General features: G+C 60.3%; 26 protein-coding genes and 1 other RNA gene. 4 read left to right on the plus strand and 23 right to left on the minus strand.

Features of this window, described 5'->3' with window-relative positions; translation table 11 throughout:
- Nucleotides 1-50 precede the first annotated feature (50 nt).
- The 3 genes from ABXH05_RS03100 to ABXH05_RS03110 all read left to right on the plus strand — a co-directional run bounded on the left by ABXH05_RS03100 (nucleotide 51) and on the right by ABXH05_RS03110 (nucleotide 3,769).
- Complete coding sequence (locus ABXH05_RS03100; RefSeq protein WP_353559732.1) at nucleotides 51-1,607, plus strand: sulfatase family protein; 1,557 nt, start codon at nucleotides 51-53, stop codon at nucleotides 1,605-1,607.
- Nucleotides 1,608-1,682: 75 nt separating this feature from the next.
- Nucleotides 1,683-2,852 carry an aminotransferase class V-fold PLP-dependent enzyme gene (locus tag ABXH05_RS03105; RefSeq protein WP_353559733.1) on the plus strand — a complete coding sequence of 390 codons (1,170 nt, stop codon included), beginning with the start codon at nucleotides 1,683-1,685 and terminating at the stop codon, nucleotides 2,850-2,852.
- On the plus strand, nucleotides 2,849-3,769 hold the full coding sequence (locus tag ABXH05_RS03110) for a DMT family transporter (protein WP_353559734.1): 921 nt from the start codon (nucleotides 2,849-2,851) through the stop codon (nucleotides 3,767-3,769). The genes ABXH05_RS03105 and ABXH05_RS03110 overlap by 4 nt, the downstream gene beginning before the upstream one ends.
- A gap of 7 nt (nucleotides 3,770-3,776) precedes the next feature.
- Here the strand turns inward: ABXH05_RS03110 and ABXH05_RS03115 are convergent, their stop codons facing one another.
- Nucleotides 3,777-4,373, minus strand: coding sequence for a LysE family translocator (locus ABXH05_RS03115; protein WP_353559735.1), 597 nt, complete (start codon nucleotides 4,371-4,373; stop codon nucleotides 3,777-3,779).
- The gene (locus tag ABXH05_RS03120) at nucleotides 4,370-5,194 is read right to left on the minus strand and encodes a PhzF family phenazine biosynthesis protein (RefSeq protein WP_353559736.1); all 825 of its coding nucleotides are present in this window, start codon (nucleotides 5,192-5,194) and stop codon (nucleotides 4,370-4,372) included. The genes ABXH05_RS03115 and ABXH05_RS03120 overlap by 4 nt, the downstream gene beginning before the upstream one ends.
- 90 nt (nucleotides 5,195-5,284) lie before the next feature.
- Between ABXH05_RS03120 and ABXH05_RS03125 the strand changes: the two genes are divergently transcribed.
- Nucleotides 5,285-6,682: an aminotransferase-like domain-containing protein gene (locus tag ABXH05_RS03125; protein ID WP_353559737.1), complete on the plus strand. Its 1,398-nt coding sequence runs from the start codon at nucleotides 5,285-5,287 to the stop codon at nucleotides 6,680-6,682.
- Nucleotides 6,683-6,695: 13 nt separating this feature from the next.
- Here ABXH05_RS03125 and thiD read toward each other — a convergent pair whose 3' ends face one another.
- The 21 genes from thiD to ABXH05_RS03230 form a co-directional block, all read right to left on the minus strand.
- Nucleotides 6,696-7,517 carry a bifunctional hydroxymethylpyrimidine kinase/phosphomethylpyrimidine kinase gene (gene thiD, locus ABXH05_RS03130; RefSeq protein ID WP_353559738.1) on the minus strand — a complete coding sequence of 274 codons (822 nt, stop codon included), beginning with the start codon at nucleotides 7,515-7,517 and terminating at the stop codon, nucleotides 6,696-6,698.
- Nucleotides 7,514-8,860 carry a phosphoglucosamine mutase gene (gene glmM / locus ABXH05_RS03135; protein WP_353559739.1) on the minus strand — a complete coding sequence of 449 codons (1,347 nt, stop codon included), beginning with the start codon at nucleotides 8,858-8,860 and terminating at the stop codon, nucleotides 7,514-7,516. The genes thiD and glmM overlap by 4 nt, the downstream gene beginning before the upstream one ends.
- Before the next feature lie 102 nt (nucleotides 8,861-8,962).
- Entirely contained in the window at nucleotides 8,963-9,775 is an 813-nt protein-coding gene (gene folP, locus ABXH05_RS03140; RefSeq protein ID WP_353559740.1) for a dihydropteroate synthase, read from the minus strand.
- An 87-nt stretch (nucleotides 9,776-9,862) separates the two neighbouring features.
- Complete coding sequence (gene ftsH / locus ABXH05_RS03145; protein ID WP_043950991.1) at nucleotides 9,863-11,791, minus strand: ATP-dependent zinc metalloprotease FtsH; 1,929 nt, start codon at nucleotides 11,789-11,791, stop codon at nucleotides 9,863-9,865.
- A 191-nt stretch (nucleotides 11,792-11,982) separates the two neighbouring features.
- Nucleotides 11,983-13,305, minus strand: a complete 1,323-nt coding sequence (gene tilS, locus ABXH05_RS03150; RefSeq protein WP_353559741.1) for a tRNA lysidine(34) synthetase TilS — start codon at nucleotides 13,303-13,305, stop codon at nucleotides 11,983-11,985.
- Between the two features lie 8 nt (nucleotides 13,306-13,313).
- Complete coding sequence (gene ybgF, locus ABXH05_RS03155) at nucleotides 13,314-14,318, minus strand: tol-pal system protein YbgF (RefSeq protein WP_353559742.1); 1,005 nt, start codon at nucleotides 14,316-14,318, stop codon at nucleotides 13,314-13,316.
- Between the two features lie 212 nt (nucleotides 14,319-14,530).
- Nucleotides 14,531-15,052, minus strand: coding sequence for a peptidoglycan-associated lipoprotein Pal (gene pal / locus ABXH05_RS03160; protein ID WP_461496282.1), 522 nt, complete (start codon nucleotides 15,050-15,052; stop codon nucleotides 14,531-14,533).
- A gap of 319 nt (nucleotides 15,053-15,371) precedes the next feature.
- Entirely contained in the window at nucleotides 15,372-16,712 is a 1,341-nt protein-coding gene (gene tolB / locus ABXH05_RS03165; RefSeq protein WP_348138018.1) for a Tol-Pal system beta propeller repeat protein TolB, read from the minus strand.
- Between the two features lie 30 nt (nucleotides 16,713-16,742).
- Nucleotides 16,743-17,621 (minus strand): cell envelope integrity protein TolA, encoded by an 879-nt coding sequence (gene tolA / locus ABXH05_RS03170; RefSeq protein WP_353559744.1) that lies wholly within the window; start codon nucleotides 17,619-17,621, stop codon nucleotides 16,743-16,745.
- Nucleotides 17,622-17,630: 9 nt separating this feature from the next.
- Nucleotides 17,631-18,098 (minus strand): protein TolR, encoded by a 468-nt coding sequence (gene tolR / locus ABXH05_RS03175; protein WP_353559745.1) that lies wholly within the window; start codon nucleotides 18,096-18,098, stop codon nucleotides 17,631-17,633.
- A 2-nt stretch (nucleotides 18,099-18,100) separates the two neighbouring features.
- Complete coding sequence (gene tolQ / locus ABXH05_RS03180) at nucleotides 18,101-18,820, minus strand: protein TolQ (protein WP_043949728.1); 720 nt, start codon at nucleotides 18,818-18,820, stop codon at nucleotides 18,101-18,103.
- A gap of 171 nt (nucleotides 18,821-18,991) precedes the next feature.
- Nucleotides 18,992-19,450 carry a tol-pal system-associated acyl-CoA thioesterase gene (gene ybgC, locus ABXH05_RS03185; protein ID WP_353559746.1) on the minus strand — a complete coding sequence of 153 codons (459 nt, stop codon included), beginning with the start codon at nucleotides 19,448-19,450 and terminating at the stop codon, nucleotides 18,992-18,994.
- Nucleotides 19,443-20,477 carry a Holliday junction branch migration DNA helicase RuvB gene (gene ruvB / locus ABXH05_RS03190; RefSeq protein WP_353559747.1) on the minus strand — a complete coding sequence of 345 codons (1,035 nt, stop codon included), beginning with the start codon at nucleotides 20,475-20,477 and terminating at the stop codon, nucleotides 19,443-19,445. Before ruvB ends, ybgC begins: the two co-directional genes overlap by 8 nt.
- A gap of 36 nt (nucleotides 20,478-20,513) precedes the next feature.
- Nucleotides 20,514-21,134: a Holliday junction branch migration protein RuvA gene (gene ruvA / locus ABXH05_RS03195; RefSeq protein WP_353559748.1), complete on the minus strand. Its 621-nt coding sequence runs from the start codon at nucleotides 21,132-21,134 to the stop codon at nucleotides 20,514-20,516.
- Nucleotides 21,131-21,658 (minus strand): crossover junction endodeoxyribonuclease RuvC, encoded by a 528-nt coding sequence (gene ruvC, locus ABXH05_RS03200; protein ID WP_353559749.1) that lies wholly within the window; start codon nucleotides 21,656-21,658, stop codon nucleotides 21,131-21,133. Before ruvC ends, ruvA begins: the two co-directional genes overlap by 4 nt.
- A 41-nt stretch (nucleotides 21,659-21,699) precedes the next feature.
- Entirely contained in the window at nucleotides 21,700-22,446 is a 747-nt protein-coding gene (locus ABXH05_RS03205; protein WP_353559750.1) for a YebC/PmpR family DNA-binding transcriptional regulator, read from the minus strand.
- Between the two features lie 111 nt (nucleotides 22,447-22,557).
- Entirely contained in the window at nucleotides 22,558-23,370 is an 813-nt protein-coding gene (locus ABXH05_RS03210) for a TIGR00282 family metallophosphoesterase (protein ID WP_348138002.1), read from the minus strand.
- A gap of 24 nt (nucleotides 23,371-23,394) precedes the next feature.
- Nucleotides 23,395-23,982 (minus strand): 5-formyltetrahydrofolate cyclo-ligase, encoded by a 588-nt coding sequence (locus tag ABXH05_RS03215; protein WP_353559751.1) that lies wholly within the window; start codon nucleotides 23,980-23,982, stop codon nucleotides 23,395-23,397.
- A gap of 39 nt (nucleotides 23,983-24,021) precedes the next feature.
- A non-coding RNA gene (ssrS, locus tag ABXH05_RS03220) (6S RNA) lies at nucleotides 24,022-24,179 on the minus strand.
- A gap of 17 nt (nucleotides 24,180-24,196) precedes the next feature.
- Nucleotides 24,197-24,556, minus strand: a complete 360-nt coding sequence (locus ABXH05_RS03225; protein WP_348137998.1) for a cell division protein ZapA — start codon at nucleotides 24,554-24,556, stop codon at nucleotides 24,197-24,199.
- Between the two features lie 15 nt (nucleotides 24,557-24,571).
- The gene (locus ABXH05_RS03230) at nucleotides 24,572-24,835 is read right to left on the minus strand and encodes a DUF4164 family protein (protein WP_348137996.1); all 264 of its coding nucleotides are present in this window, start codon (nucleotides 24,833-24,835) and stop codon (nucleotides 24,572-24,574) included.
- Nucleotides 24,836-25,068: the final 233 nt, after the last annotated feature.

The following is a 25,068-nucleotide window of genomic DNA, read 5'->3' on the forward strand; positions in this document are numbered from 1 at the left end:
ATGAGTAACGGGCGCGCCGATCATAAGTTGCGCCCCTTGGGAGACTGACAATGGGCCGCAACATCCTGCTGATCACCACCGACCAGATGCGCTATGACGCATTGGGCTGTACCGGCGGCACAGTCGCCCGCACGCCGCGCATTGATGCACTGGCGGCAAACGGCATCAACTATTCCCGCGCGCACAACCAGTGCGTCACCTGCATGCCCGCCCGCGCCAGCATTATCACCGGGCAATACCCGGCAACCCACGGCGTATGGACCAATGGCGTGCCCCTGCCGGAGGACGCCCCGTCAGTGGCCCAGGAACTTGGTAACGCTGGGTACAAGACCGCCCTCATCGGCAAAGCCCATTTCGAGCCATGGCTGTCACCGCCGGGCTTCTACGAAAACGACATGGCAAAAAAAGGCGAGACCGGTCCCCATCGCGGCTTTGACCGCATGGAACTCGCCAATCATTTCATGACCGGCAACTTCCACTACGACCAGCTGATGCTCGGCGAGCACAAGGACAAGATCGGCGGCTTCTACCCCATGGTCACACCCGAAGGCCGCCAGAACCATATTGGCGGCAGCGACACCGGCGCCATCCAGTGCTGGGTCAACGATATGCCCAAGGAGCTGTACCACACAGACTGGGTTGCTGACCGCGTCATCTCCTTCCTCGATGGTCTGGACACGGACGAAGACTGGTTCATCTGGATGAGCTTCCCGGACCCGCACCATCCATGGGATCCACCGGCGTCTGAAATTAATCGCGTCAACTGGCGTGATCTGGATCTGCCCGAGCTGTACGCCGCCACAGCGGAAGAGCGCGAAAAACTGCTGGAGCAAAAGCCCCGTCACTGGAAAGGCGCATGGGACGGATCCCTGCGCACCAATTTTGAGTTCCCGCCAAACTTTCGCCCTGCTGATCTCACCGACGATCAGGTGCGCGAAATCAACGCCATGAACCATATCGAAAATGAAATGATCGACGATGCCTGCGGCCGCGTCTTCGACCGCATCAACGACCGCGGCTGGGACGGACGCACCGACATCTTCTTTACGACTGACCATGGCGAACTGCAGGGCGACTTCGGCCTGATGTTCAAAGGCGCGTTCCACGTGGATGCGCTCATGCGACTGCCCTTCCTCTGGCGCCCGGCACCGGACGCTGCCGTCTCACCACAGGCACTGGCAGACCCCGTCGCCCATATTGATCTCGCCCCCACCTTCTGCAGCATCGCAGGCCTGGATGTCCCCGAATGGATGGAAGGGACACCGCTGCCGCAAACCGCAGCGGAAGCACAGGCTCAGAAACGCGAAAGTGTCCTGACCGGCTGGGACAGCGAGCATCAAAACTCTGACGACCCGGACAAGCAGAAGCTCTCTTTGTCGCTGCGAACCATTACGACCAAGGATTATGTGGCAACCGCCTACCTGCCCGGCTCGATCTATGACGGCAGCGAGGGCGAGCTCTATGACCTGAATGAGGACCCCTTGCAAAAGGTCAACCTGTGGGGCGATCCAAAATACACGTCCATCCAAAGCGACCTGCTGGCCACCATGAAGGACCTGTGGCCTGCAGAAGCAGCCGAGCGCCGCAAACAGATCGCCCCCGCCTAGGGCACGTCAGAACTGAATACTGGTTTGCATGAATCGCCGTTGACTTGACGGCGTGCGCGCGGCCTCATGCCGCCCATGCCAGATAGCACGCCAGATGCGCAGATCATCCCGACCCAGCGCCACCTGTTCGACATCCCTGAAGATGTCGCCTACCTCAACTGCGCCTATATGGCCCCCAACCTCAAATCGGTGACAGCCGCAGGCATTGGCGGTGCGCAACTCAAGGCACAACCATGGACAGTTACCGCCCCGGATTTCTTTGAGCCCGCAGAACATGCCCGCACCCTCTTTGCACAGATGATTGGGGCCACGGCCGACGACATCGCAATCGTGCCCTCCGCCTCCTATGGCATTGCAAGCGCTGCGAAAAACCTGCCCCTTGGCAAGGGCGAGGAAATCATCACGCTCGCCGAGCAATTCCCCTCCAACGTCTATGCATGGCGCGACGCTGCCCAAAAGGCCGGTGCCCAGGTTGTGGCCGTCAACAAGCGCCAGGACGGATGGACCCAGCCGCTTCTGGACGCGATCACAAGCAAGACCGCCATCGTCACCATTCCACATTGCCACTGGACCGACGGGGCCATGGTGGACCTTGATTCCGTCCGGGCACGGACCAGGGATGTGGGCGCAGCGCTGGTTATTGATGCCTGCCAGACCATGGGTGCCCTGCCCTTTGACGTGACCCGCTACGATCCCGACTTCATCGCAGCCCCTTGCTACAAATGGCTTCTAGGACCGTATGCCATGGGGTTCCTCTACGTGGCCCCGCGCCACCATGAAGGCAGCCCTCTGGAGCAGACGTGGACCGCACGCGAAAGATCAGAGGATTTTGCAAGGCTGGTGGATTACGCCACGGGCTTTCAGCCCGGCGCACGCCGCTATGACATGGGCGAGCGTGCCCAGTTTCACCTCATGCCCATGGCAACTACCGCGCTCAAGCAAATCCTCGACTGGGGTGTCAGCAACATCGCCGCAACGCTGATTGAAAAGACCCGGGCCATGACGACACAAGCCGCTACGCTTGGCTTCGCCGCCGAACCCGAAAGCCGCCGCGCCGGCCACTATCTCGGCCTCACCCGCGAAGCACCCTTGCCCGACGATCTGCTAACCAGACTGGCGGAGGCAAATGTCTTCGTCAGCGTGCGCGGGTCAGCCATCCGGGTGACGCCTCATGTCTATACGTCTGACCGTGACATGGACCGGTTTTTGGAGGCGCTGGAGCACGCATTGGGCCCTAAGCGATGAGCAGCAACAGGGGCGGCGGCACGCGGAGCCGAACAGCCTGGCTTCTTCTCGCCGCCCTCACAGCGTGCTGGGCATCCGCCTTTACGTTCACAGCCATGGCGCTCAAAGGCATCTCACCTGAATGGGTGGTCGTGTTCCGGCAGTTGATTGCAGCTTTGATGCTTTTCCCGCTGGCGCTAAAGCTGGGCACGCTCCATGAGGTGCCCCGCGCCGCCTGGGGGTGGCTGGCAGCACTTGGCATCGTCGGCAATGTTGCGCCGTTCTATGTCATCAGCTGGGGCCAGCAGCATATTGAGTCGGGCCTCGCTGCCATCTTCATCACCACCATGCCCCTCATGACATTGGCACTGGCGCATGTGTTCGTGCCTGGTGAGCGCATGACCGCCCGGCGGCTGGCCGGATTCGTCACGGGCCTCGCCGGTGTCGCGTTGATCGTCGGCCCGGAGGTTCTCTTTGACGTTGGCATCAGCGATCTCGAGCTGTTGGCCCAAGCGGCCGTGCTCTTCGGGGCCGTCTTGTTCGCCGCCAACGCGATCATCGCCCGCAACATGCCTGCGATGGATCTGTGGGGCCGCTCGGCCTACACCAGCGGCATCGCCTTCATCGTGATCCTGCCCTTGGCGCTCGCCACCACACCCCTGCCGGACACGATGCCCGGGGCCCAGTCACTCCTTGGCATCATCGGAACCGGAATCTTCGCCACAGGCCTTGCCACAGTCATCTACTACCGGCTGATTGACGAAGCCGGCCCGACCTTCATGTCGATGACCAACTATCTCGTCCCGCCCGTTGCACTCGTCGCCGGCATCGTAGTGCTGGGCGAGAGCCCGAGCATCTGGGCACTGCTTGGTCTGGCGCTAATTCTGGTCGGAATTGCGGTCGCTGAACTCAAATGGGGCAAGGGGGCCGTCGAATAGCCCCCCGTCACACCAGCAGCATCGGAATGGCGACACTGGCAACCATGGCGACGGCAAGGACCTGTCTCACCACACGGGCGTAACGAGCCTGCGTCAGCCAGTGCCGGAGCATTTCACCACCCAGCGCCCATGTCGTGGTGCATACGATCATGATCAGCCCGAGCGTGATCCCAAGAAACACGGCCTGCGCATCATACGCCATGCCCGGTGCGATAAAGCTCGCATAAGCCGTCACATTCATCACATAGGCCTTGGGATTGAGCGGGTGGAGTGCAGCACCTGCCCAGAACGATGGCTCCGCGTGCGTGGTGCCATGCGACCCATCAAGATGGGCCAGCCGCCACGCCAGCCACGCGATGTACCCGAAACCAACAACCTGCAGCACGCCGTAAAGCAGAGGCTGCGCCTGCAGGAGCGCACCAACACCCAACCCCACAAGCGCCGTAACCAGAAATCCCCCGACCCAGATTCCAAACAGATAAAGCCGCGCCCGTTGAAACCCGACAGACGCACTAACCGCCATCAGGCTCAAATTGGCAGGCCCCGGCGTAGCCATCAAAACCAGACCGAACAGGGCTGCAAAGCCCAGCAGCTCCCAGCTCACGACCCATCGCCGATAGATATAGCGCCTTCCAGATAGTCCGCACACGCCCCTTCCAGATACACCCGCTCACCATCAAGCCGGCAGCCGACCGTCCCGCCACGCGAAGATATCTGTCGCGCAATCATCTCATTCTTCTTGAGCTTTTTCGCCCAGAACGGTGTCGTGTCACAATGGGCGGACCCCGTGACATGATCCTCTTCAACCCCGTGGGACGGCGCAAAGAACCGGGACACAAAGTCAAATCCGGAATCAGCGTCGCCTGGCGCCGTGGCAATCAGGCCCTGATTGCGCGGCCCAAGATACTTGCCAAGAGGCTCAAAGGCAGGCCGCAACCGCGCGACGTCAGCAGCACTGTCAAACACCGCTATGAGGTTGGCTCCTGACAATACAATGCGTGGCGTGACACCGAGCATTGGGCCCAGGTCCCGAGGTATTGGCATGGGCTTCGATGCCCGCGCGGGGAAATCCATCACCAGTTTGCCATTGTCTTTTCCGTTGTCACCACGGCGAACCGTGAGTGTGCCCGAGCGGGTTTGAAACACCACGTGGTCAAGCTCCGGCTTCAGCCGCGTCAGGATCACATGCGCCGTCGCCAGGGTTGCATGTCCACACAGTTCCACTTCCAATGTGGGTGTGAACCAGCGCAGGCGATAGCCATCCTCTTCCGCCACAAAGAACGCTGTTTCGGCGAGATTGTTTTCAGCAGCAATGGCCAGCATCTGCTCGTCGCTGAGCCAGCTATCAAGCGGCACGACCGCCGCCGGATTGCCCTCAAAGGGTCGCTCCGCAAATGCATCTACCTGAAACAGATTGAGCTTCATTGCCCTGTCCTCTCGTCACAAACCGCTTTCCAGCTGGTACGCCGGTAATCTATAACCAAATTGCACCCATTCAATTCTTATATTGATACCATGACAATATTTCCCATCTCCCATGTCGCAAAGACCGGCCCGCGCTACGTCGCAATTGCGGATGCCATTGAAGCTGCCCTGAACGCCGGCGAGCTAAACCCCGGCGATCGACTGCCAGCTCACCGACCCCTCGCTTTTGACCTGGGTGTCACTGTCGGCACCATCAGTCGCGCCTATGAACTGGCCGCACGCCGGGGCCTCGTTGAAGGCAGCGTTGGGCGCGGCACTTTTGTGTGTGGAGATGACGCAAACAAGCGCCGCACACGCGGCGTTGGATCCGCAGAGTTCATGGCAATGCAGGATACGGGATTGATCCCCATGCGCGCCAACCTGCCCGCATCAACAGGCCAGAACGCCATCGTGGCAGGCGCGCTGGAAACCCTGATGCGCCAGCCGGACTTTCGCGCCCATGTGGCAGACTACGCAGAGCCCGGCGGCACCGCCGCCCAACGCGAAGCTGCCGCCCACTGGTTTGGCCACGCGGAATTCAGCCCTGACCCCGACGGCCTGGTTTTGACCGCCGGCGCGCAACAGGCGCTGGCGACCGCCATTGCCGTCGCCACTGAACCCGGCGACCTCATCGTCACCGAAGCATTTACCTATCGCGTCATCGCTACCCAGTGTCAGCTCATGGGCCGCCGTCTGCGCCCGGTCGCAATGGACGCAAATGGAATGATGCCTGACGCATTGGACGAAGCCGCCCGCGCTCACCGCCCGCGCGCCGTCTTCATCATTCCGACGTTGCAAAACCCAACGGGCATCGTCATGGATGCCAAGCGCCGTCATGCGATTGCCGACGTGGCGGCACGTCATGACCTGCTCACCATAGAAGACGACATCTACGGCAAACTCACCGACCCCACCCAGCCCCTTGCAGCGCTACTGCCTGACGCCGGATTTTTTGTGTCCAGCCTGTCAAAATGCGTCGCTCCGGGCCTGCGCATCGGGGCCATCATCTGCCCGCCGCGTTTCGCAGCCCGAGCCCGTACAGCGCAACATGCCTTCGGTCAGGGTCTCCCACCCATGACAGCTGAAACCGCGCGTCATCTGGTTGAAAGTGGTGGGGCGCAAACGCTCCAGGACCGGCAGCGCGCCGAGCTCCGCAACCGCAATGCGGCGGCATACGAAGCATTGTCGCACTGGCTACCGACCCGCCATCCGCACAGTGCGCATCTGTGGATAGCGCTGCCGCCGGAATGGCGGATACATGATTTCATGGAAGCCACACGCACGCGCGGCATCGCCATCGCGTCAGATGAGGACTTTGCAATCGCAGCACCAACAGCGGAACGCCATGTGCGTGTGGCCCTTGGCCCGCCAGCAGATACAGCTGAGTGCAAAAGAGGGATTGGCATTCTGAAGGACCTTCTGACCGAAGGTCCCCTGAGCGCGGCCTAGTCTTCGCTACGCCCTAGTCCTCGCGGCGTAATGGCCAGCCATGGTCTAGCGGCCCCGCGCCAGCGCCAATTTTTAGCGCCTGCGTCATCGCCATGTGGACGTAGTCCCGCGCGTCTTCCACCGCATCCACAATCTCTCTGCCTTGCGCCAGGAAGGTCGCAATGGCGCTGGCCAGCGTGCAGCCCGTGCCATGGGTCGCAGAGGTGTTGATCCGCGGACTTGTGAATGTGCGAATTTCCACCGGTGTTGCCAACACATCCACCACCACGTCACCGCCCAGATCACCGCCGGTCACCAGCACGCAGTCCGGCCCCGAGGCGAGAATGGCCCGCGCCGCATCGCGCATGTCACCAGCGGTTTTAACCGGCTGGTCCGCAAGCACCGCGGCCTCGTGAATGTTCGGTGTCGCAATGAACGACAAAGGCAGCAGTCGGCCAATAAGGGCCGCTTCAGCGTCTTGTTGCAGCAGTCGGTCGCCCGATGTCGCCACCATCACCGGATCGACAACAACCGGTGGCACGTCGTCATAGGCTTCAATAGCATCAGCGACCGCACCAATGATGTCGGCTGAATGCAGCATTCCTGTCTTGAAGGCATCAACACCGATGTCGGAGATCACCGCGTCCATCTGCTGGCGGACGAGCTCCGGTGTAAGCCCTTCAACGCCATGCACACCAAGTGTGTTCTGAACAGTAATGGCCGTGATCGCTGTCGCGGCATAGCCACCCAGCGCCGTCACGGTTTTGATGTCGGCTTGAATGCCCGCGCCGCCGCCTGAATCAGAGCCTGCAACAATCAGGACACGCGCCAGATCTGACGGGGCCGACTGCGTCACGCGGACCGGCTCTCAATCACACCGCAGATATCGTTCACGACCCGCTCAACCAGCGCATTGTCGTCACCTTCCGCCATCACGCGGATAAGCGGCTCAGTACCTGATTTGCGGATCACAAGACGACCGCGATTGCCAAGCGCCTGTGTGCCCGTCTCAATCGCATCCTTCACTTGATCGTCTTCAAGAGGCGCGCCCTCACGGAACCGCACATTGCGCAGGAGCTGCGGCAAGGGGTCAAACAGGTGGCAGATTTCACTCAGAGGCTTTTGCGTTTCAGCCAGCACAGCCATCACCTGCAACGCCGCAATGAGCCCGTCACCGGTGGTTGCAAAATCAGACAGCACAACATGGCCGGACTGCTCACCCCCAAGGTTGAAGCCATTGGCGCGCATATGCTCAACCACATAACGGTCACCAACCTGCGTGCGAGCAAGGGTCATGCCCTTGCCTTCCAGATAGCGCTCAAGACCAAGATTGCTCATGACAGTCGCCACAATGCCGCCGCCCTGAAGCATCTGCTTGTCGGCCCAGGATTGCGCAATGGCCGCCATCACCTGGTCGCCATCAACCGTCTCACCGCGTTCGTCCACGATGATCACCCGGTCTGCATCACCATCCAGCGCAATACCGATGTCAGCTCGCAGCTCACGGACCTTGCCGGCCATCATTTCTACAGACGTAGAGCCACAGCCCTCATTGATGTTTGTGCCATTGGGTTCAACGCCGACTGAAAAGACCTCAGCGCCCAATTCCCATAACGCAGCGGGCGCAACCTTGTAAGCAGCGCCATTGGCGCAATCCACAACGATGCGAATGCCTTCGAGGCTGAGATGTCGTGGGAACGTACGCTTGGCAAATTCGATGTACCGCGCCTGCGCATCGTCAATACGTTTGGCCCGGCCAATACTGGATGGCGCCGCCAGCCCGTCCGCCAGGCCATTGTCCATGTGGTGCTCAATGGCATGTTCCACATCGTCGGACAGCTTGTAGCCATCCGGGCCAAACAGCTTGATGCCATTGTCGCCAAAGCTGTTATGCGAGGCTGAAATCATCACGCCGAGATCTGCCCGCAACGAGCGTGTCAGCATGGCAACCGCTGGCGTCGGCAACGGGCCGAACTGGAACACATCCATGCCGACCGACGTAAAGCCGGCCACAAGGGCGTTTTCAATCATGTAGCCGGACAGGCGCGTATCCTTGCCGATCACCACCCGGTGGCGATGTTCACCGCGCGTAAACACGCGGCCCGCCGCCATGCCCACCTTAAGGGCCGTCGATGCGGTCATCGGTTCCAGGTTCGCGCGACCGCGAATACCGTCCGTACCAAAATACTTGCGTGACATCGAATGTCCCCCGCGCGGCCTTGATCGGCCTTTTGAGTCTTGAGTTGCCGCGCACTATAGACAAAGCCGCTGAGCACGAGGTTAACGATTGTTTTCAGCCTGTTACCGGGTTTTTGGCTGCAACGCTGCATCAACGGCCAAGGCGTCTCTAAGCGCACCCGGCGCGTGGGTGCGGATATAGCCAGCACCTGCCAAGACCGCAAACATTTCAGCCGCCAGCGTCGCCGGGCCGATATCAGCCACATCCCGCCCGGTCATGGCCCGCAGGAAACTCTTTCGAGAGACAGAGATCAGCACCGGCAGGTCGTAGCGCGCCTCAAGGCGGCCAATGTGGCGCAGCACTTCGAGTGACACCTCCGGGTCTGTCCCCAGAAAAAAGCCCATGCCCGGGTCCAGCACCAGCCGCTCCCGAGCGATCCCCACAGCCGCGAGTTCCTCCAGCCGCTCGTCAAAGAACTTGAAAATGCGGTCCCATATCTGATCCACGGGCACATCCTGCCGCCGCGCCCGCCCGCGCCCCTGCACCCCATGCATGATGACAAGCCTGGCAGACGCGCTGGCCAGGGCTGGGTAAATCTCCGGATTCGGAAAGCCCTGTATGTCGTTGAGATATTGAACGCCCTGCCCCAGCGCCCACAGCTGCACATCAGGCTCAAAGCTATCAATGGACACCGGGATGCCAGCGTCCACCAGCTGCGGAACAATACGCGCCAGCCTCACAATCTCCTCAGCCGCGCCCACATCCGCTGAATCGGGATGGCTTGATGCAGCCCCCAGATCAATGACATCAGCCCCCTGCGCCATCAGTGCCCGCGCATGGGCAAGTGCTGCGTCCGGCTCAAGGTACTTTCCCCCATCCGAAAACGAGTCAGCGGTGACATTGAGAATGCCAAACAGGGTCGGCGAAGCAGTCATGGGCAGCACAATCCTTGCGAAGCGAAAAGGCCCGGGAGCATAAGCTTCCGGGCCTTTCCAATACAGTCCTGAAACAGCTAGGCGGTTCTACGTGCCCTGCGGCTCCGCACCCGGAGGAACACTGCCCGCATCACCCGCAGGACGACGCCCCGCAGACGGAACGGACGACGGCGTGCCTGATTCAGGCGTCACATCGTCATCAGTGTTGCGTTCAGGCTTGGTGCCTTTCAGCAGCGCCTTGATTTCATCACCGGAAAGCGTTTCGTACTCAAGCAGGCCCTGACCGATGATTTCCAGTTCGTCGCGCTTCTCAGTGAGGATACGTGTCGCATCCTCGTGGCCGGCCTTCACCAGCCGCGCAACTTCAGCATCAATCTGACGGGCGGTTTCTTCCGACACGTTCTGGTTACGCGCCACTGAGTGGCCCAGGAACACTTCTTCCTGATTTTCACCAAATGCGAGCGGTCCAAGCGTCTCGGACATGCCCCAGCGTGTGACCATGTTCTTGGCAAGCTTCGTTGCCTGCTCAATGTCTGAGCCTGCACCCGCCGTCACAGCTTCATGACCGAACACAAGTTCTTCTGCCACTCGGCCACCCATCAGGATTGCCATACGCGAGGTCATTTCCTGACGGTTCATGGACAGCTTGTCGCCTTCCGGCAGCTGCATGACCATGCCCAACGCCCGGCCACGCGGAATGATCGTGGCTTTATGGATCGGGTCCGTCGAAGGCACATTGAGCGCCACAAGCGCGTGACCACCTTCGTGATAGGCCGTCAGCTTCTTCTCATCGTCAGACATGACCATGGTGCGCCGTTCAGCACCCATCATCACCTTGTCCTTGGCGTCCTCAAACTCGGACATCGTGACAAGGCGCTTTGCCCGACGGGCGGCCAGCAATGCAGCTTCATTCACAAGGTTTGCAAGGTCCGCACCGGAGAAGCCGGGCGTGCCGCGTGCAATCGTGCGTGGGTTCACGTCCGGCGCCAGAGGCACCTTGCGCATATGCACCTTGAGAATTTTCTCACGGCCAACAATGTCCGGGTTCGGAACAACAACCTGACGGTCAAAGCGGCCCGGACGCAGAAGTGCGGGGTCCAGAACATCAGGACGGTTGGTGGCAGCAATCAGGATGATGCCTTCATTGGCTTCAAAGCCATCCATCTCCACCAGCAACTGGTTGAGTGTCTGTTCGCGCTCGTCATTGCCGCCGCCAAGGCCTGCACCACGGTGCCGGCCCACAGCGTCGATTTCGTCAATGAAGATAATGCACGGTGCATTCTTCTTGGCCTGCTCGAACATGTCGCGCACGCGGCTTGCGCCAACACCCACAAACATTTCCACAAAGTCAGAACCGGAAATTGTGAAGAACGGCACATTCGCTTCGCCGGCAACCGCACGAGCGATCAGCGTCTTACCCGTACCAGGAGGGCCAACAAGCAGCGCACCCTTGGGGATACGTCCGCCAAGGCGCTGGAACTTCTGCGGGTCCTGAAGGAACTCGACGATCTCCTGCAGATCATCTTTTGCTTCATCAACACCGGCAACATCGTCAAAGGTCACACGGCCATGGCGCTCGGTCAGCAGCTTGGCTTTTGATTTACCAAAGCCCATGGCCTTGCCGCCACCGCCCTGCATCTGGCGCATGAAGAAGATCCACACACCGATCAACAGCAGCATCGGGAACCAGGACACCAGCACGCTCAGCAGCGTCGGCGAGTCAGAGGAGCTCGGACGAGCTGAAATCTGCACACCGCGCTCATACAAGCGCTCGGTCACGTTGGAGTTCGGCGGTGCATAGGTGGTGAAGGCCCGGCCATCGGAGAACGACCCGGTGATCTTTTCACCCTGAATGGTCACATCCGCGACAGAGCCCGCATCGGCCTCCGCGAGAAGCTCAGAGAAGGTGATGTCTGTCGTCGCACCCTGCTGGGCCGGAGCCTGAAACAGGTTGAACAGCGCCACCAGCAGCAAAGCGATGATGACCCAAAGGGCGAAGTTGCGAAAATTATTCACAGGATTTTGGTCCTTGTCAGCGTGAAAGGGCCCAAAAAGCCCCAAACACGGCAGTTTTCTTGCTGAGTGCCAGCATATTCAAAGATAGGCAGCCAATAAAGGATTACCAGTCCTTAGACCAATTCCAAAACTGCTTAACGACCGTTAAATCTCAAGGCGTTAGCGCCTCAAAGCCCCACCAAAGTTGGGGTTTAAGCCTCGATGCCGATAGGCTTGGCCGTCAGCCCTGCGCGCATTGGCCCCACAAAGGCAATTCGGTGGTTGGGAACCGCGCCATCAGGCCTGTAGCCAAGCGCAGGCACCTCAAGCAGCCTGCCCTGCGCATACACGGCCGGGATGCAGGATGCTGCTGCAGACGGGACGTTGAGCACCTCAGGCCCAAGCTCGTCCCTCAGTCGACGCGCCCCCGGCACACCAAGCGCACCGATGCTCCGCGACCCACTGTCCACCTCCTTGGCGTCAGCAATGCTCACTTCAAACCTGCGGTCCCACAACAAGGGTGACACACCTTCGACAGAAACCGGCTCAGCCATGGCCCGTGCTTCGCGGAAGGCAAGCACGCCGGAGCGATGCGCAACAAAACACACACCCCCAAGCGTTGCGCCTGAGAACTCCGCGGCGCCAAGTCGGTCAAGCAGCGCTCGCGTGTGGTGCAGGCGTGGCGGATAAACACTTCCCCCAATTGCCATGACAATCCGCGAGACCGAGCGCAGACCGATTTCCAGCGGCACATTCACCAGCCGCGTGCGATCAAACTGAGCCCAGCCGCCAACATCAAAAGTGACACACCCGGCCAGATGCGCCTGCGTCCATCCAGCCAACGCATCCCGCGCGACGGAAAGCCGCCCGGCCGTCTCCGCAAGGCGCTGTGCTGTCAGCCCTTCAGCCTCAAGCGTTGGCCTGAGTGCCCGCATACGCACCCGCGCATGACGCTCGTCCCGATTGGAGGGGTCTTCGATAAAAGCCTGCCCACGATCTTCGAGCAGCGCCAACAGATCAGCCCTCGGCACGTCCAGCAAAGGCCTGATGACCCTGAGCCCGTCACGGGTCGTGTCAGCGGCCATGCCGGACAGCCCATCAACCCCGCTGCCGCGCGCCAACCGCAGCAAAAGCGTCTCCGCCTGATCATCCTGCGTGTGCGCGACCATCAGGGCTGCGATGTTGTTCGCCGCACACCACTGACCCATCAGGCCATAGCGAATATCTCGCGCTTCAGCCTGAATGCTAGCCACCGGTACATCGCCTTCATGGGTCAGCGTCGTGTGTGCAACACCTAGCGCTTTTGCCCATGCCGCTACCTGCTCGGCTTCGTCTTTGGCATCGGCACGCAAACCGTGGTCGACAGTCACCGCATTCACGGATCGACCGGACCTCTTAGCTTCGTCTGCAGCCAGTACAAGGAGCGCCATCGAGTCCGGACCACCAGACACAGCTACCGCGACAGCATCCGTGCGCGACAAACCAAAGGGTGTCAGCAACGCTTCAAAATCGGGGGAATTCGGTTTTGCCGCCATGGGCGTGCCTAGACGCAACCAGCGCGGCTGCGTTCCTGCTCAGCCCGCGCCTTCACGCTTTGCGGCGCACTTGGAAATGTACGTGGCACTTCAGCCAGCGTCAGGCAGGCGTCTTGGGTTTGGCCAAGTGCAGCAAGGGTAATGCCCAGCTTCAGCAGACTGTCCGGTGCTTTGGGGCTGGAGGCATAGGTCTGATAGCCGGTGAGAAATGCCCGCGCCGCATCCTGATACTGCTCGCGCACATAATAGGTTTCCCCCAGCCAGTACTGGGCATTGCCCGCAAGACTGGTGTCGCCATAGGCCTCAAGGAACTGGGTGAAAGCCGCCTCAGCGGAGGGATAGTCACCCTGGCGCAAAAAGCTCATGGCATATTTGTACGCCACATCGGGCCCACCGTCCGGCAGACCGGCAGTGGTTGCAGACGACAAAGCCCTTGGAGCCGACGACGGCGGCGTAAGCTGCGGCGCTGGTGACGCAACACCGCCAAGCGTGCCGATGGAGGCCTGCTGCGCGGCTGAGAGTGGCTTTTCCGTTGGTGTCGGTGCGCTGCTTGCCAAAGGTGCCGGGGCACCAGTTGTGGCATTGGACGCGGATGGCCGCTGACCACCTCCCGTCCCTTCAAGGTCGCGCAATCGGAAATCTGTGTCCGCTGCGAAATTCTCAAGCTTCTGGTTGGCCTGCCGCAATTCGAACTGAAGCCGCTCAACCTGCCCCGTCATGTCACGAAGAGACGTTTCGATCTGATCAAGCCGCAGCGAAAGACGCGCGGCATCCGTTGCACCGATGTCGGCTGCAGGCGCAGGCGCGCCGAGCTGCGCCGGGGCACCGCCCTGATAAACGTTGCGCTGAACATCCTGAAGATCCCGCTCCAGCCGAAGCAGCCGGTCATAGAGCGCGCGTGTATCCGTCACGGACTGCTGAGCCTGTGCTGGCAACGGCAGGCTCACAGCAACAACACCGACCCCCACAAGGAGCGATGGCAGAACAGCGAGTGCAAATTTCAGCTTGGGCATGGTTAGTCCAGATTGGGTCAGTCCAGTTTGACGATGTCTCGTGAAAGCAAATCACTCCACAAGGTAGGCAAAATTGAGGCTTGGAACCAAAGCCTTAAGCACCGTTTGGTCAAAAAAGTGACCAGAAGCCTCATATCACACAGGCGGAATCAAAAAGGGCGCACATCCCACAAGGATATGCGCCCTTCAAGAAACAGCGTAGCTGGAAGGCTTTAGGAGCCTGCGCCCCGCGTCACGACGGTGACACCGCGACGGTTCTGCGCCCAGCAGCTTTCGTCAGAGCAAAGCGCCACAGGACGCTCCTTGCCGTATGAAATGGTGCGCACACGCGATGGCTGGACGCCAAGGCTTACCAGATAGTCCTTGGCTGAGTTTGCACGGCGCGCGCCCAGTGCAAGGTTATATTCACGGGTACCGCGCTCATCAGCATGACCTTCAAGGGTCACAGCCACAGCCGGGTACTGGTTCATCCATGCCGCCTGACGCTGAAGCGTCGCGCGGGCATCTGCCCGCAGCGAAGACTGGTCCGTGTCAAAGAACACACGGTCACCAACATTGACCACAAGGTCCTGCTGGGTGCCAGGTGTCGGGCCCGAAGGAGCCGGAGCCGTCGGTGCCGTTGTTGTGCGTACCGGTGCCTGTTCTGGATCAGAGCTACACGCCACAAGTGCCAGCGCTGCAAAACCTGCCAGCGCCATCTTGACGGCACGACCTGAAAACTCTCCGAAAGTCATTGTCCGTGAACGGATCAACGTTGCGGTCATATTAAAAAATCTCCTGCCTTCACGGACCTTGAAAAGGCCCCCAAATAATGTTGCACCCCGGAACCGCACACCCAAGAAAACACCACAAAAAGTGCTCGAATTTGTACGCGTCCCAATTCTCTTCAAACCGCCAGTTTGCCGTTGTGCTCCATCACCTTCTAACCACTCGGTGACTTTTCCAACGGAATATGACGGTTACCCGCGAAACTCAGTCCTTACATGGAATGATGGCCCCGCGGGCATCTTGACGTTTTCTTGGATCCCCAGATGGACGTTATCCGCAAGAACCCTAGCGGATCAAGGGAGACCAGGCCGGGTCAGACCCGAATCCTGGTGTCACAACCTGCCGTTCGTTGTAGCCGGTCAGGTCCACTGACCACAGGCTGGGCCCACCACGGACCCCCGGTGTTTCCCTGAAAAACATGAGAACCCGGCCATTTGGCGCCCATGTGGGCCCCTCATTATGATAGCCCTCGGTCAGAATTCGCTCGCCGGTTCCGTCCGGACGCATGACGCCAATCAGGAATCGACCTTTGTATTGTTTGGTAAACGCGATCATATCTCCGCGAGGTGACCAGACCGGCGTCGAGTACCGCCCTTCGCCAAAGCTGATACGGCGCACACCTGAGCCGTTGGAGTTCATCACGTAAATCTGCTGGGTGCCGCCCCGGTCGCTTTCAAAGGCGATTTCCCGCCCGGCAGGGCCATAGGTTGGCGACGTATCAATCGACGGCGAATTGGTTAACCGCCGCGTACCCCGAGTCCGCAAATCCAGCTCATAGATATTGGCGTTGCCGCCCCGCTGCAGGCTCATGATGACCTTGTCGCCATCCGGCGAGAAGCGCGGCGCAAAAGTCATGCCCGGAAACTCGCCGACAACTTCCTGCTGACGTGTCTCGATGTTGAAGAGATACACCCGTGGGCTGCCACCCGCATAAGACAGGTATGTGATTTCCTGATTGGTGGGAGAGAAGCGCGGTGTCAGCACCAGCGCGCCCCCATTGGTCAGGAAGCGCGGGTTGTGCCCGTCCTGGTCCATGAGCGCCAGACGCTTGACGCGCTGACCCTTGGTACCCGTCTCCGACACGAACACAATCCGCGTATCAAAATACCCGGTCTCGCCGGTCAGACGCTCATAAATCGCATCTGAAATAATGTGCGACACCCGCCGCCAGTTGTCTGGCTTGGTGAAGTACTGCAGGCCGATGAGCTGCTCTTCGCCGAACACATCCCACAGACGAAACTCTACCCGCAGACGGCCATCCGGCTCCTGCGTCACAGAGCCCGTCAAAAGCGCCTGTGCATCAATAATGCGCCAGTCACCAAAGCGCGGCGCACTGTTGGGGTCCGTAATTTTCTCGATAAAGGCTGCTTCGCTCAGGGGACGGAACAATCCTGACCGCTCAAGATTGCTGCGGATCACCCCGGCCATCTTGTCGCCGGTTTCACCAGCGGCAGCATCACTGCCAACAAAGTCGGTGACGGCCAGCGGCAGGGGTTCAATCGTGCCCTGGGTAATATCAATGCGCAGTTGCGCAAGAGCAGCGCCCGGCATCAGCAGGGCAACTGCCGCGAGCACAGGCACCCATTTCGTCAAACGACCCGCCAGAATTTGCTTAAACCCGTGCATTCCCAAAGCCTCTCCTAGCCTTCAACCCGTTTAACGACCCAGCATCTGACTGGGATCGAACCTCAACTCTATCTCACGCCAGGATGAATATTTTTCCACCGGCAACCGATAGGGTGCACACCGACGCACTGCCCGCAAGGCCGCTTCCTGAGCCGCCTGCTGATAGGAAGAGAGCACAAAGTTGCTGCCCTTCACTTGCGGAGGGCGCGATAATGATCCGTCCCTGTTCAGCCATATGTTCATGGTGACAACCAAATCAGCCGCATTTGTGGCACCGACAGGGGGTGACCAGCACGCGCTGATCTGCTGACGCATGAAATCCAGTTCCGAAATCGTCAATGATGTCCGTGCCCCAATGCGTGACTGCTGAGGCGGCTGTGTCGGCGCTGGTTGTGCAGGCGCGGGCTGGCGCTCCTCGGGAAGCTTGTCCAGAAGGGCTGCAATACGGCCTGCATCAAAGGATGGTTTCTGCTGCACCGGCCGCTTTGGCGGCGTCGGACGCAAGCGAGGTGCTGGCGGCTGCGGCGGTGCCACGTTCACCTTTTCCTGTGGCTCAGGCTCGGGTTCAGGTTCTGGTGCCGGGGCTGGCTCGGGCTCCGGAGTTGGCGGCGGAGGTGTTGGCTCTGCCGGGGGCGGTGTTGGGGCCGGCGGTGTGGGCTCGGCAACCGGCTGAGGTTCAGGCTCCGGCGCTTCTTGCGGCTCTGGCTCGGGTTCAGGTTCCGGCGGCGCGGGCTCTGCTTCCGGCTCCGGCGCGCGGGTCACGCGCGTGTATTCATCAATCTCGAGAATTTCGATCGGGATGGCCGTTGCGATTTCTACCGGCTCGAGTTTGGGCGCGGGCAGGCCCACGATCGCAACCGCAATGATTGCAACGTGCAGCAGGACGGAGAGGGGAACACCGCCGCGCATTCTTAATCGCTATCCTTCGTCGGCGGCGTCGGGGCCGCCTTGCTCGGTCACCATGCCAATGCGCCGGAACCCGGCGGACGACAAAGTGCCCATGACATTCATGATCGTGCCGTAATCAACAGATCGATCGCCGCGCACATAGACGCGCTCGTCATACCCACCTTCGGCAATCGCCAGCAGCCGGGCAGACAATTCAGGAAGCTCAACAACCGTCTCCTGCAGATAGACTTCACCTTCCGCATTCACAGTCACTGTCAGCGGCTCATCATCTTCCTGTAATGGCTGCGAGCTTGTCTGCGGCAGGTCAATCGGCACACCCACCGTTAGCAAGGGGGCTGCCACCATGAACACGATCAGCAACACCAGCATCACATCCACAAAGGGCGTGACGTTGATTTCGCTCATCGGCGCGCGGGACCGGCGACCACGGCGGCGACCGCCCCCTGAGCCACCATTGGGCATAAGACCACCGGCCATGATCAGTGACCCTCGCGGGTTTCGTCGATCTGCCGCGAGAGGATGGCGGAAAACTCATCCGCAAACCCATCAAGCCGCGTCGCATATCGGTTCAGACCCGTTGAGAAGGCGTTGTAGGCAATCACGGCCGGAATGGCGGCCAGCAGGCCAAGGCCTGTGGCAAACAGCGCTTCGGCAATGCCCGGTGCCACAACCGCAAGATTGGTGTCGCGCGACACGGCAATGGCCTGGAACGAATTCATGATGCCCCAGACCGTGCCGAACAGGCCGATGAAGGGTGCAGTGGCACCAACCGTCGCAAGGAACAGAAGGCCCCGCTCCAGCCGTGCTGTTTCGCGGGCAATCGAAACCGTCATCACCCGGTCGATCCGCTCCTGCAGACCATGAATGGCCTTGGTGCCGATTTCAGCCGACCGGCGCCACTCGCGCATGGCCGCCACAAACAGCGTCGACATGGGGTGGTCGGGCCGGTGGCCCATATTCTGATAAATGTCTTCAAGCGACTGGCCGGACCAGAACACCTGTTCAAACTTCTCGGCCTTCTTGTTCACCGAGCGCAGCCGACCCCATTTTTCAAAAATGATGGCCCAGCTCCAGATCGATGCCGCAAACAGGCCGACCATCACGGCCTTCACCACAATGTCGGCACGCAGGAACAGGCTGAACAGAGAAAAGTCGGTTTCGGCAACCTGCGCTGCCGCGTTGATGATATCCGGCTCCATCGTCGAAACTTCCTACGTCATGTCTAAGCGCTTCGGCGAAAGCGGCACATTAACCCGGCATCCGGGACAACGGCATTGCCGCCTGTCCCGCCTTGTCCTGTGTTTTTGTGTCGAAACTGCGGCGCGGACGCCCCGCAAAAAGAGCCGAAATCTGGTTGAAGTCAAAAGGTATCAGGCAACATAAGGGGCAAGCGCGTCTCGCACAAATGCCGGAATTCTGCGGGCGCGGCCCTTCCCGTCCAGCACCGCAATTTCCACTTCCGCTTCAAACAGCTGCGTCTCGCCCCGCCACACCGTCTGGCTGGCCCGAATGCGCGCCCCGCGCACCTCCGTAAACTGCGTGCGCACCTCTAAAGCATCGTCCAGACGCGCCGGCGCGATGAAACGAATGTTCATCTGGCGAACGGCAAAGGCGGTGGAATCCTCCGCATCCATCATGGTGCGGTGATCAAGACCCGCACAGCGCAGCACATCCGTGCGGCCTCGCTCCACAAATCGCAGATAGTTGGCGTGATACACAATGCCAGACGCATCCGTGTCTTCGTAATAGACGCGAACCGGCATGATGTGCAGCCCGTCAGCGCTCAGGGTCCCTGCCGGTCCCAGCGCATCATCCCCGGTGTCACTCATCTTCAAACAACCGAGTCTGCACACCTTCAAACAAGGCAGGGATCGTCAGCCCCAGATGTTCAAAGGCCGCCCCCGTCAGCAATCGCCCGCGCGGTGTGCGCTGAACAAAGCCCTGCTGAATGAGATAGGGCTCGATCAATTCTTCAATCGCATCACGCGCTTCCGACAGCGCAGCTGCAATGGTCTCAACCCCAACAGGACCCCCGCCAAACTTGAGCGCCACCGTCCGCAGATAGCGATGATCAAGACTGTCGAGCCCGCGATTGTCGACTTCCAGCCGGTTGAGCGCCTTGTCCGCCACATCAGCGTCAATTTCAGCGACACCACCCACCGATGCAAAATCACGCACGCGGCGAAGCAGCCGACCCGCCACACGCGGCGTCCCCCGCGAGCGTCGGGCAATCTCCATCGCCCCCTCAGACGTCAGCGGCGCGTCCAGAATGGTCGCGGCACGGCTGACGATCTTCTCCAGCTCTTCATTGGTATAAAACTCAAGCCGCACGGGAATGCCGAAACGATCCCGCAGGGGTGTGGTCAGCAGTCCCGCCCGCGTGGTTGCCCCGACAAGGGTGAACTGGGCCAGATCGATCTTCACAGACCGCGCCGCCGGCCCCTCACCAATGATGAGATCGAGCTCAAAATCCTCCATCGCCGGGTAGAGGATTTCTTCCACCGCTGGAGACAGTCGATGAATTTCATCGATAAACAGAACGTCACGCGGCTCAAGATTCGTCAGCAACGCAGCCAGATCACCCGCCTTGGCGATCACCGGCCCGGACGTGGACCTGAAGTTGACCCCAAGCTCGCGCGACACGATCTGCGCCATGGTGGTTTTGCCAAGGCCCGGTGGTCCTGACAGCAGCACATGGTCCATCGCTTCGTTGCGCGACTTCGCAGCCTGAATGAAAACGCTCAGATTTTCCTTTGCCCGCGCCTGCCCGACAAACGCATCAAGCGCTGTGGGACGGATGCCTTGCTCGGCCCCATCTTCAGCACTGAAGTCAGCATGTACGACGCGATCAGACATGTGAGTCCCAAACTACTTGAATGAGGAGCGCATTCATCATGACGCCAGTTCCTTGAGCCCAACACGGATCAGCTGTTCCGCCCCGGGCACATCATCACCAGCCTTTGCAACAGCACGCGACACCGCCTGAGCGGCCTGTGCCTGAGCATAGCCCAGATTGACCAGCGCCGAGATGGCATCCGCTTCAGCACTGTGCGCCGGCACCTCGCCCACTTCCTTGCCCGGCACAGGCTCCTTGCCGGCCATGGCCAGGGACGCAGGCACCTTGTCCTTGAGTTCAGAAATAATCCGCTCGCCCACCTTGGGACCAACCCCCTGCGCTGTCGCAATCGCCTTCGCATCCTTGAACGCGATGGCCCGCGCCAGCGACTGCGGGTCCAACACGGACAGGATGGCCAGCGCCGCCTTGGCACCAACCCGTTGAACGCTCAAGAGCAGCCGGAACCATTCACGTTCGGCTTCTGTTGAAAAACCAAAAAGCCGAAGCTGGTCTTCACGCACATAGGTTTCGATATGCAGCACGGTTGCGTCGCCCGGACCGCCAATCTGGCGCAACGTGGTCGCAGAACACGACGTGAGATAGCAAACGCCATTCACATCTATCAGCGCCCAGTCGAGACCCGTCTCGTCCACAATGCCCTTGAGTTTGCCGATCATGCCTTTGCCTCCAGCGCCGCAGCAAGGCGCGCTGACCCGGCCGTGCCATGCGCATGGGTGATGGCAACGGCCAGCGCATCAACGGAATGCTCCGAATGCGGATCACATGTGGGCAGCAGCATGGTGACCATGGCCATCATCTGGCGCTTGTCCGCATGTCCGGCCCCGACGACCGATTTCTTTATGTGGTTGGGTGCGTATTCCGCAACGTCCAATCCGGCCTGTGCCGCTGCCAGAATGGCAACCCCGCGGGCCTGCCCCAGCTTGAGGGTCGCCTGACCGTCCTTGTTCACAAACACACTTTCGATGGCAGCTTCATCAGGCTGATGCGCCGCGATTATCGAGGCCACGCCGTCATGCAACATGGCAAGACGATCAGACAGGGCGTCCTTGGCTTTTGATTTCACAGTCCCGTTGGCCACATGCACCAGCCGCGAACCGGTCACATCCACAATGCCCCAGCCGGTTGCTGTAAGGCCCGGATCTAGCCCCAGCAATCGCCGCGTATGGGATGGGAGTGTCATGCCTGTGCGCCCTGCCATTTCAAGCGTCGGGCGACATCGCCTTAGCTCGTCAGGCTCTCAAGAACCGAATCGGATAGTTCGAAGTTCGCATAGGTTTGCTGGACATCATCATTGTCGTCCAGCGCATCCAGCAATTTGAGCAGCGTCGACGCTGCATCACCATCAACCTCGATGGAGTTCTGAGGCTTCCAGATAAGGGCGGATTTGCGCGGCTCACCGAGCTTTTCTTCCAGCGCTGTGGCCACCTCATTGAGGCTGTCGGCGGCGGTGATGATCTCGTGCCCGTCTTCGTCAGACGTCACATCATCAGCCCCTGCCTCAATTGCAGCTTCAAACATCGCATCCGCGTCGGTCACGTCTGCCGGGTATTCAATGCGCCCGACCTGATCAAACATGAAGGAGACCGACCCGGTTTCACCCAGATTGCCGCCATTTTTGGAAAAGGCAGAGCGGATTTCACTGGCCGAGCGATTGCGGTTGTCCGTCAACGCCTCAACGATCACGCCAATGCCGCCGGGGCCAAAGCCCTCATAGCGGACGTTTTCAAAGTTATCTTCGTCGCCCGCCTGGCTCTTCTTGATGGCGCGGTCAATGTTGTCCTTGGGCATGTTTTCAGCCCGGGCTGCCTGAATGGCCCCCCGCAGACGCGGGTTCATGGCCGGATCCGGCATACCCAGCTTGGCAGCAACGGTGATTTCGCGGGCCAGCTTGGCAAAAATCTTGGACCGCTTGGCGTCCTGCGCGCCTTTGCGATGCATGATGTTCTTGAATTGTGAATGGCCAGCCATGGGCTCACGCGCTCCGGTTTGTCGTCTGAATTCGATGATTTGCAGGCTTTATAGAGAATGCAGGGCGGGTAAGGCTACCCATCAGCATGTCCCTGGCCCTTTGGCTCGCCCCTAGCTAGCCATCGACTGTTTCAACCGCCCACCCACGCGGATTGGCTCAACCCGCTGCGCCAGACCAGTCGCATCATCGGTTTCGACAAACACACCGCAGACCGTTGCCTCGCCATCAGCAGGCGTGAAGCGCCCGCCGGAAATCTTGCGGGTGAACCGATTGACCGGCTCTTCCTTGTCCATACCGATGACACTGTCATAGTCACCGCACATGCCGGCGTCCGTCTGATAGGCCGTCCCGCCGGGCAGCACCTGCGCGTCGGCGGTTGGAATATGACTGTGCGTCCCAACCACCAAAGACGCCTTGCCATCGCAAAAATGCCCCATGGCCATTTTTTCGGACGTGGCTTCCGCATGCATGTCCACGATGACGGCATCCGCCACATCACCCATCGGCGCTGCGCTGATTTCTTTCTCAACGGCCGCAAAAGGATCATCCAGCGGATCCATGAAAACGCGGCCAAGCACATTTACCAGCAGCACACGGCGGCCACCGCGCGCTTCAAACAACCCGGCACCACGCCCCGGCGTGCCGGCTGGAAAGTTGGCAGGTCGCAGCAGACGCTCTTCGCGCTCGATGAACACCAGCGCCTCTCGCTGATCCCATGAATGGTTGCCGCCGGAGATGACATCCGCACCCGCATCAAGCAGCTCGGTGGTGATCTTTTCGGTGATCCCAAATCCGCCCGCAGCGTTTTCGCCATTCACCACCACAAAATCGAGATCAAGATCAGACCGCAATCCCGGCAGCGCTGCCACGACAGCATCCCGCCCGGACCGGCCAACCACATCACCCAAAAACAAAAGCCGCATAAGGCTATTCCTGCTACGGACCGGCTATGGTGCGCGCAAAACGCGCCGCTCGGTCACAATAAAATCCATCACCGCATCATGCGGCTCGCGATCAAGATGACCGCCCAAAGTCGCTTCGTAACTTACGCCAACTGCCCGTGGCTGCCAGCCACGTCGCAGGTCCGCAAGCGTCCGGTCATAAAACCCGCCGCCATATCCAAGCCGCGCGCCGCTGCGGTCAAACCACAAACCGGGAACCAACAAAAGTGTTGGCGTCACACAAGCAGCACTGAGCCCCGGCGTGGGAATACCATACGCGCCCTCAACCAGCGGGTCGCCAGGTATCCACATCCTGAACGACAGCGGCTGCTCTGCACCCTCAACAACCGGCAGGGCGAGCCGATGGCCCTGGGCTGCCAGTGCCAGCATCGCCGGCAGCGGATCTGCTTCGCCACGCACCGGCCAATATCCCGCGATTGTCTCTTGAGGACGCAGCGGCAGTTCCCCCACAACGCGCCGCGCCAGATCATGGCCAGCATCATGGCCCAGCCGCCGGGCAGCTGCATGCCGCACCAGCCCCGCTGCTTCGCGTAGCTGCGGCTTGGAAAGCCCGTCAAATGGTGTGGACGTCATGTGGAGGTCACGGGGGTGCAATCGGTCAGTAGATACAAGAGTGGAGCCGCCTTGGCCGCTGGAGCAGAAATCCCCGGGAACCTACAGATGTAGGTGGGCACCGTGATGCGAGGGCCCTCGAGCCCAAGCAGGGACAGCTCCCTTGGAGACCGTAAGGCCCCGAGCAGTGTGGCTCCTGGCGCACCAGGCAGCCCCGTACTTGTATGTCTAACAGCTAGGACGCCTCAAGCCGTCCGGCAATGTCTTCAAGGCGCTTTGCCGCTGCTTCCAGCACCTCTGCCACCTGATTCTCGGCATCCTGCGTCTTGGATGCAGCCCCCGTCCGGGCATCTTTGAGAGCAGCCACCTCATCCTGAAGAGACTTCACTTCCCCCAATGCTTCAGAGAGTTCGTCTGCCACAAGCAGTCCTGCCATCAGCATCAAACGCTGATCACCCACTTGGCCCACACCCTGAGACAGACTGGTGACGTGCTTGTCCAGATAGGCAGCAAGCCCCTCCAGATGCTCTTCTTCGCCCTCGTCACAGGAGAGCGTATAGCTGCGGCCATTAATCTTGACGGTTACCTGAGGCATGTCGCGCTCCCTGCCCTACGGCTCAAGCACGGCACGGATGCCGGCAATGGCTTCATCAAGACGACCGGAGACCTCACCGGTGGTTTCATCCAGCTGGCGCGCTTTGGCTTTCATCTGGTCAAGCTCGTCTGCAAGCCGGGATCGGTCCTCACGCAGAGCCACAAGCTCACGTTCCGCATCCGACGCCGACTGCGCCTTGATGCCGCGCCGATTGATTCCCGCTTCCAGCTGGTCCAGCGCGGATGAAAACCGCTCCATGGCTGCATCAAGCTTGCTCATTCTGAAAGAAGGTTCCCGTCTTGGATTTCTGCGGTTTTTGAAGGGCCAGAACACCCAACAGGGGCGCGGCCAATATGCAACAGGTCAGTGACATAACGTATTCATCACCGCTTGCCCCGGTCAACGGCGCAAAAAACGGTAAAGAACACACGCATTCAGGTGCCACGGGCATGTTGACGTTGCAAGGGCACCTCGTCATTCTCCCGGCCCAATTCGGACCCCAAAACGGGGCA

It is taken from the genome of Pyruvatibacter sp. HU-CL02332, from assembly GCF_040362765.1.
Classification (GTDB): Bacteria; Pseudomonadota; Alphaproteobacteria; order CGMCC-115125; family CGMCC-115125; genus Pyruvatibacter.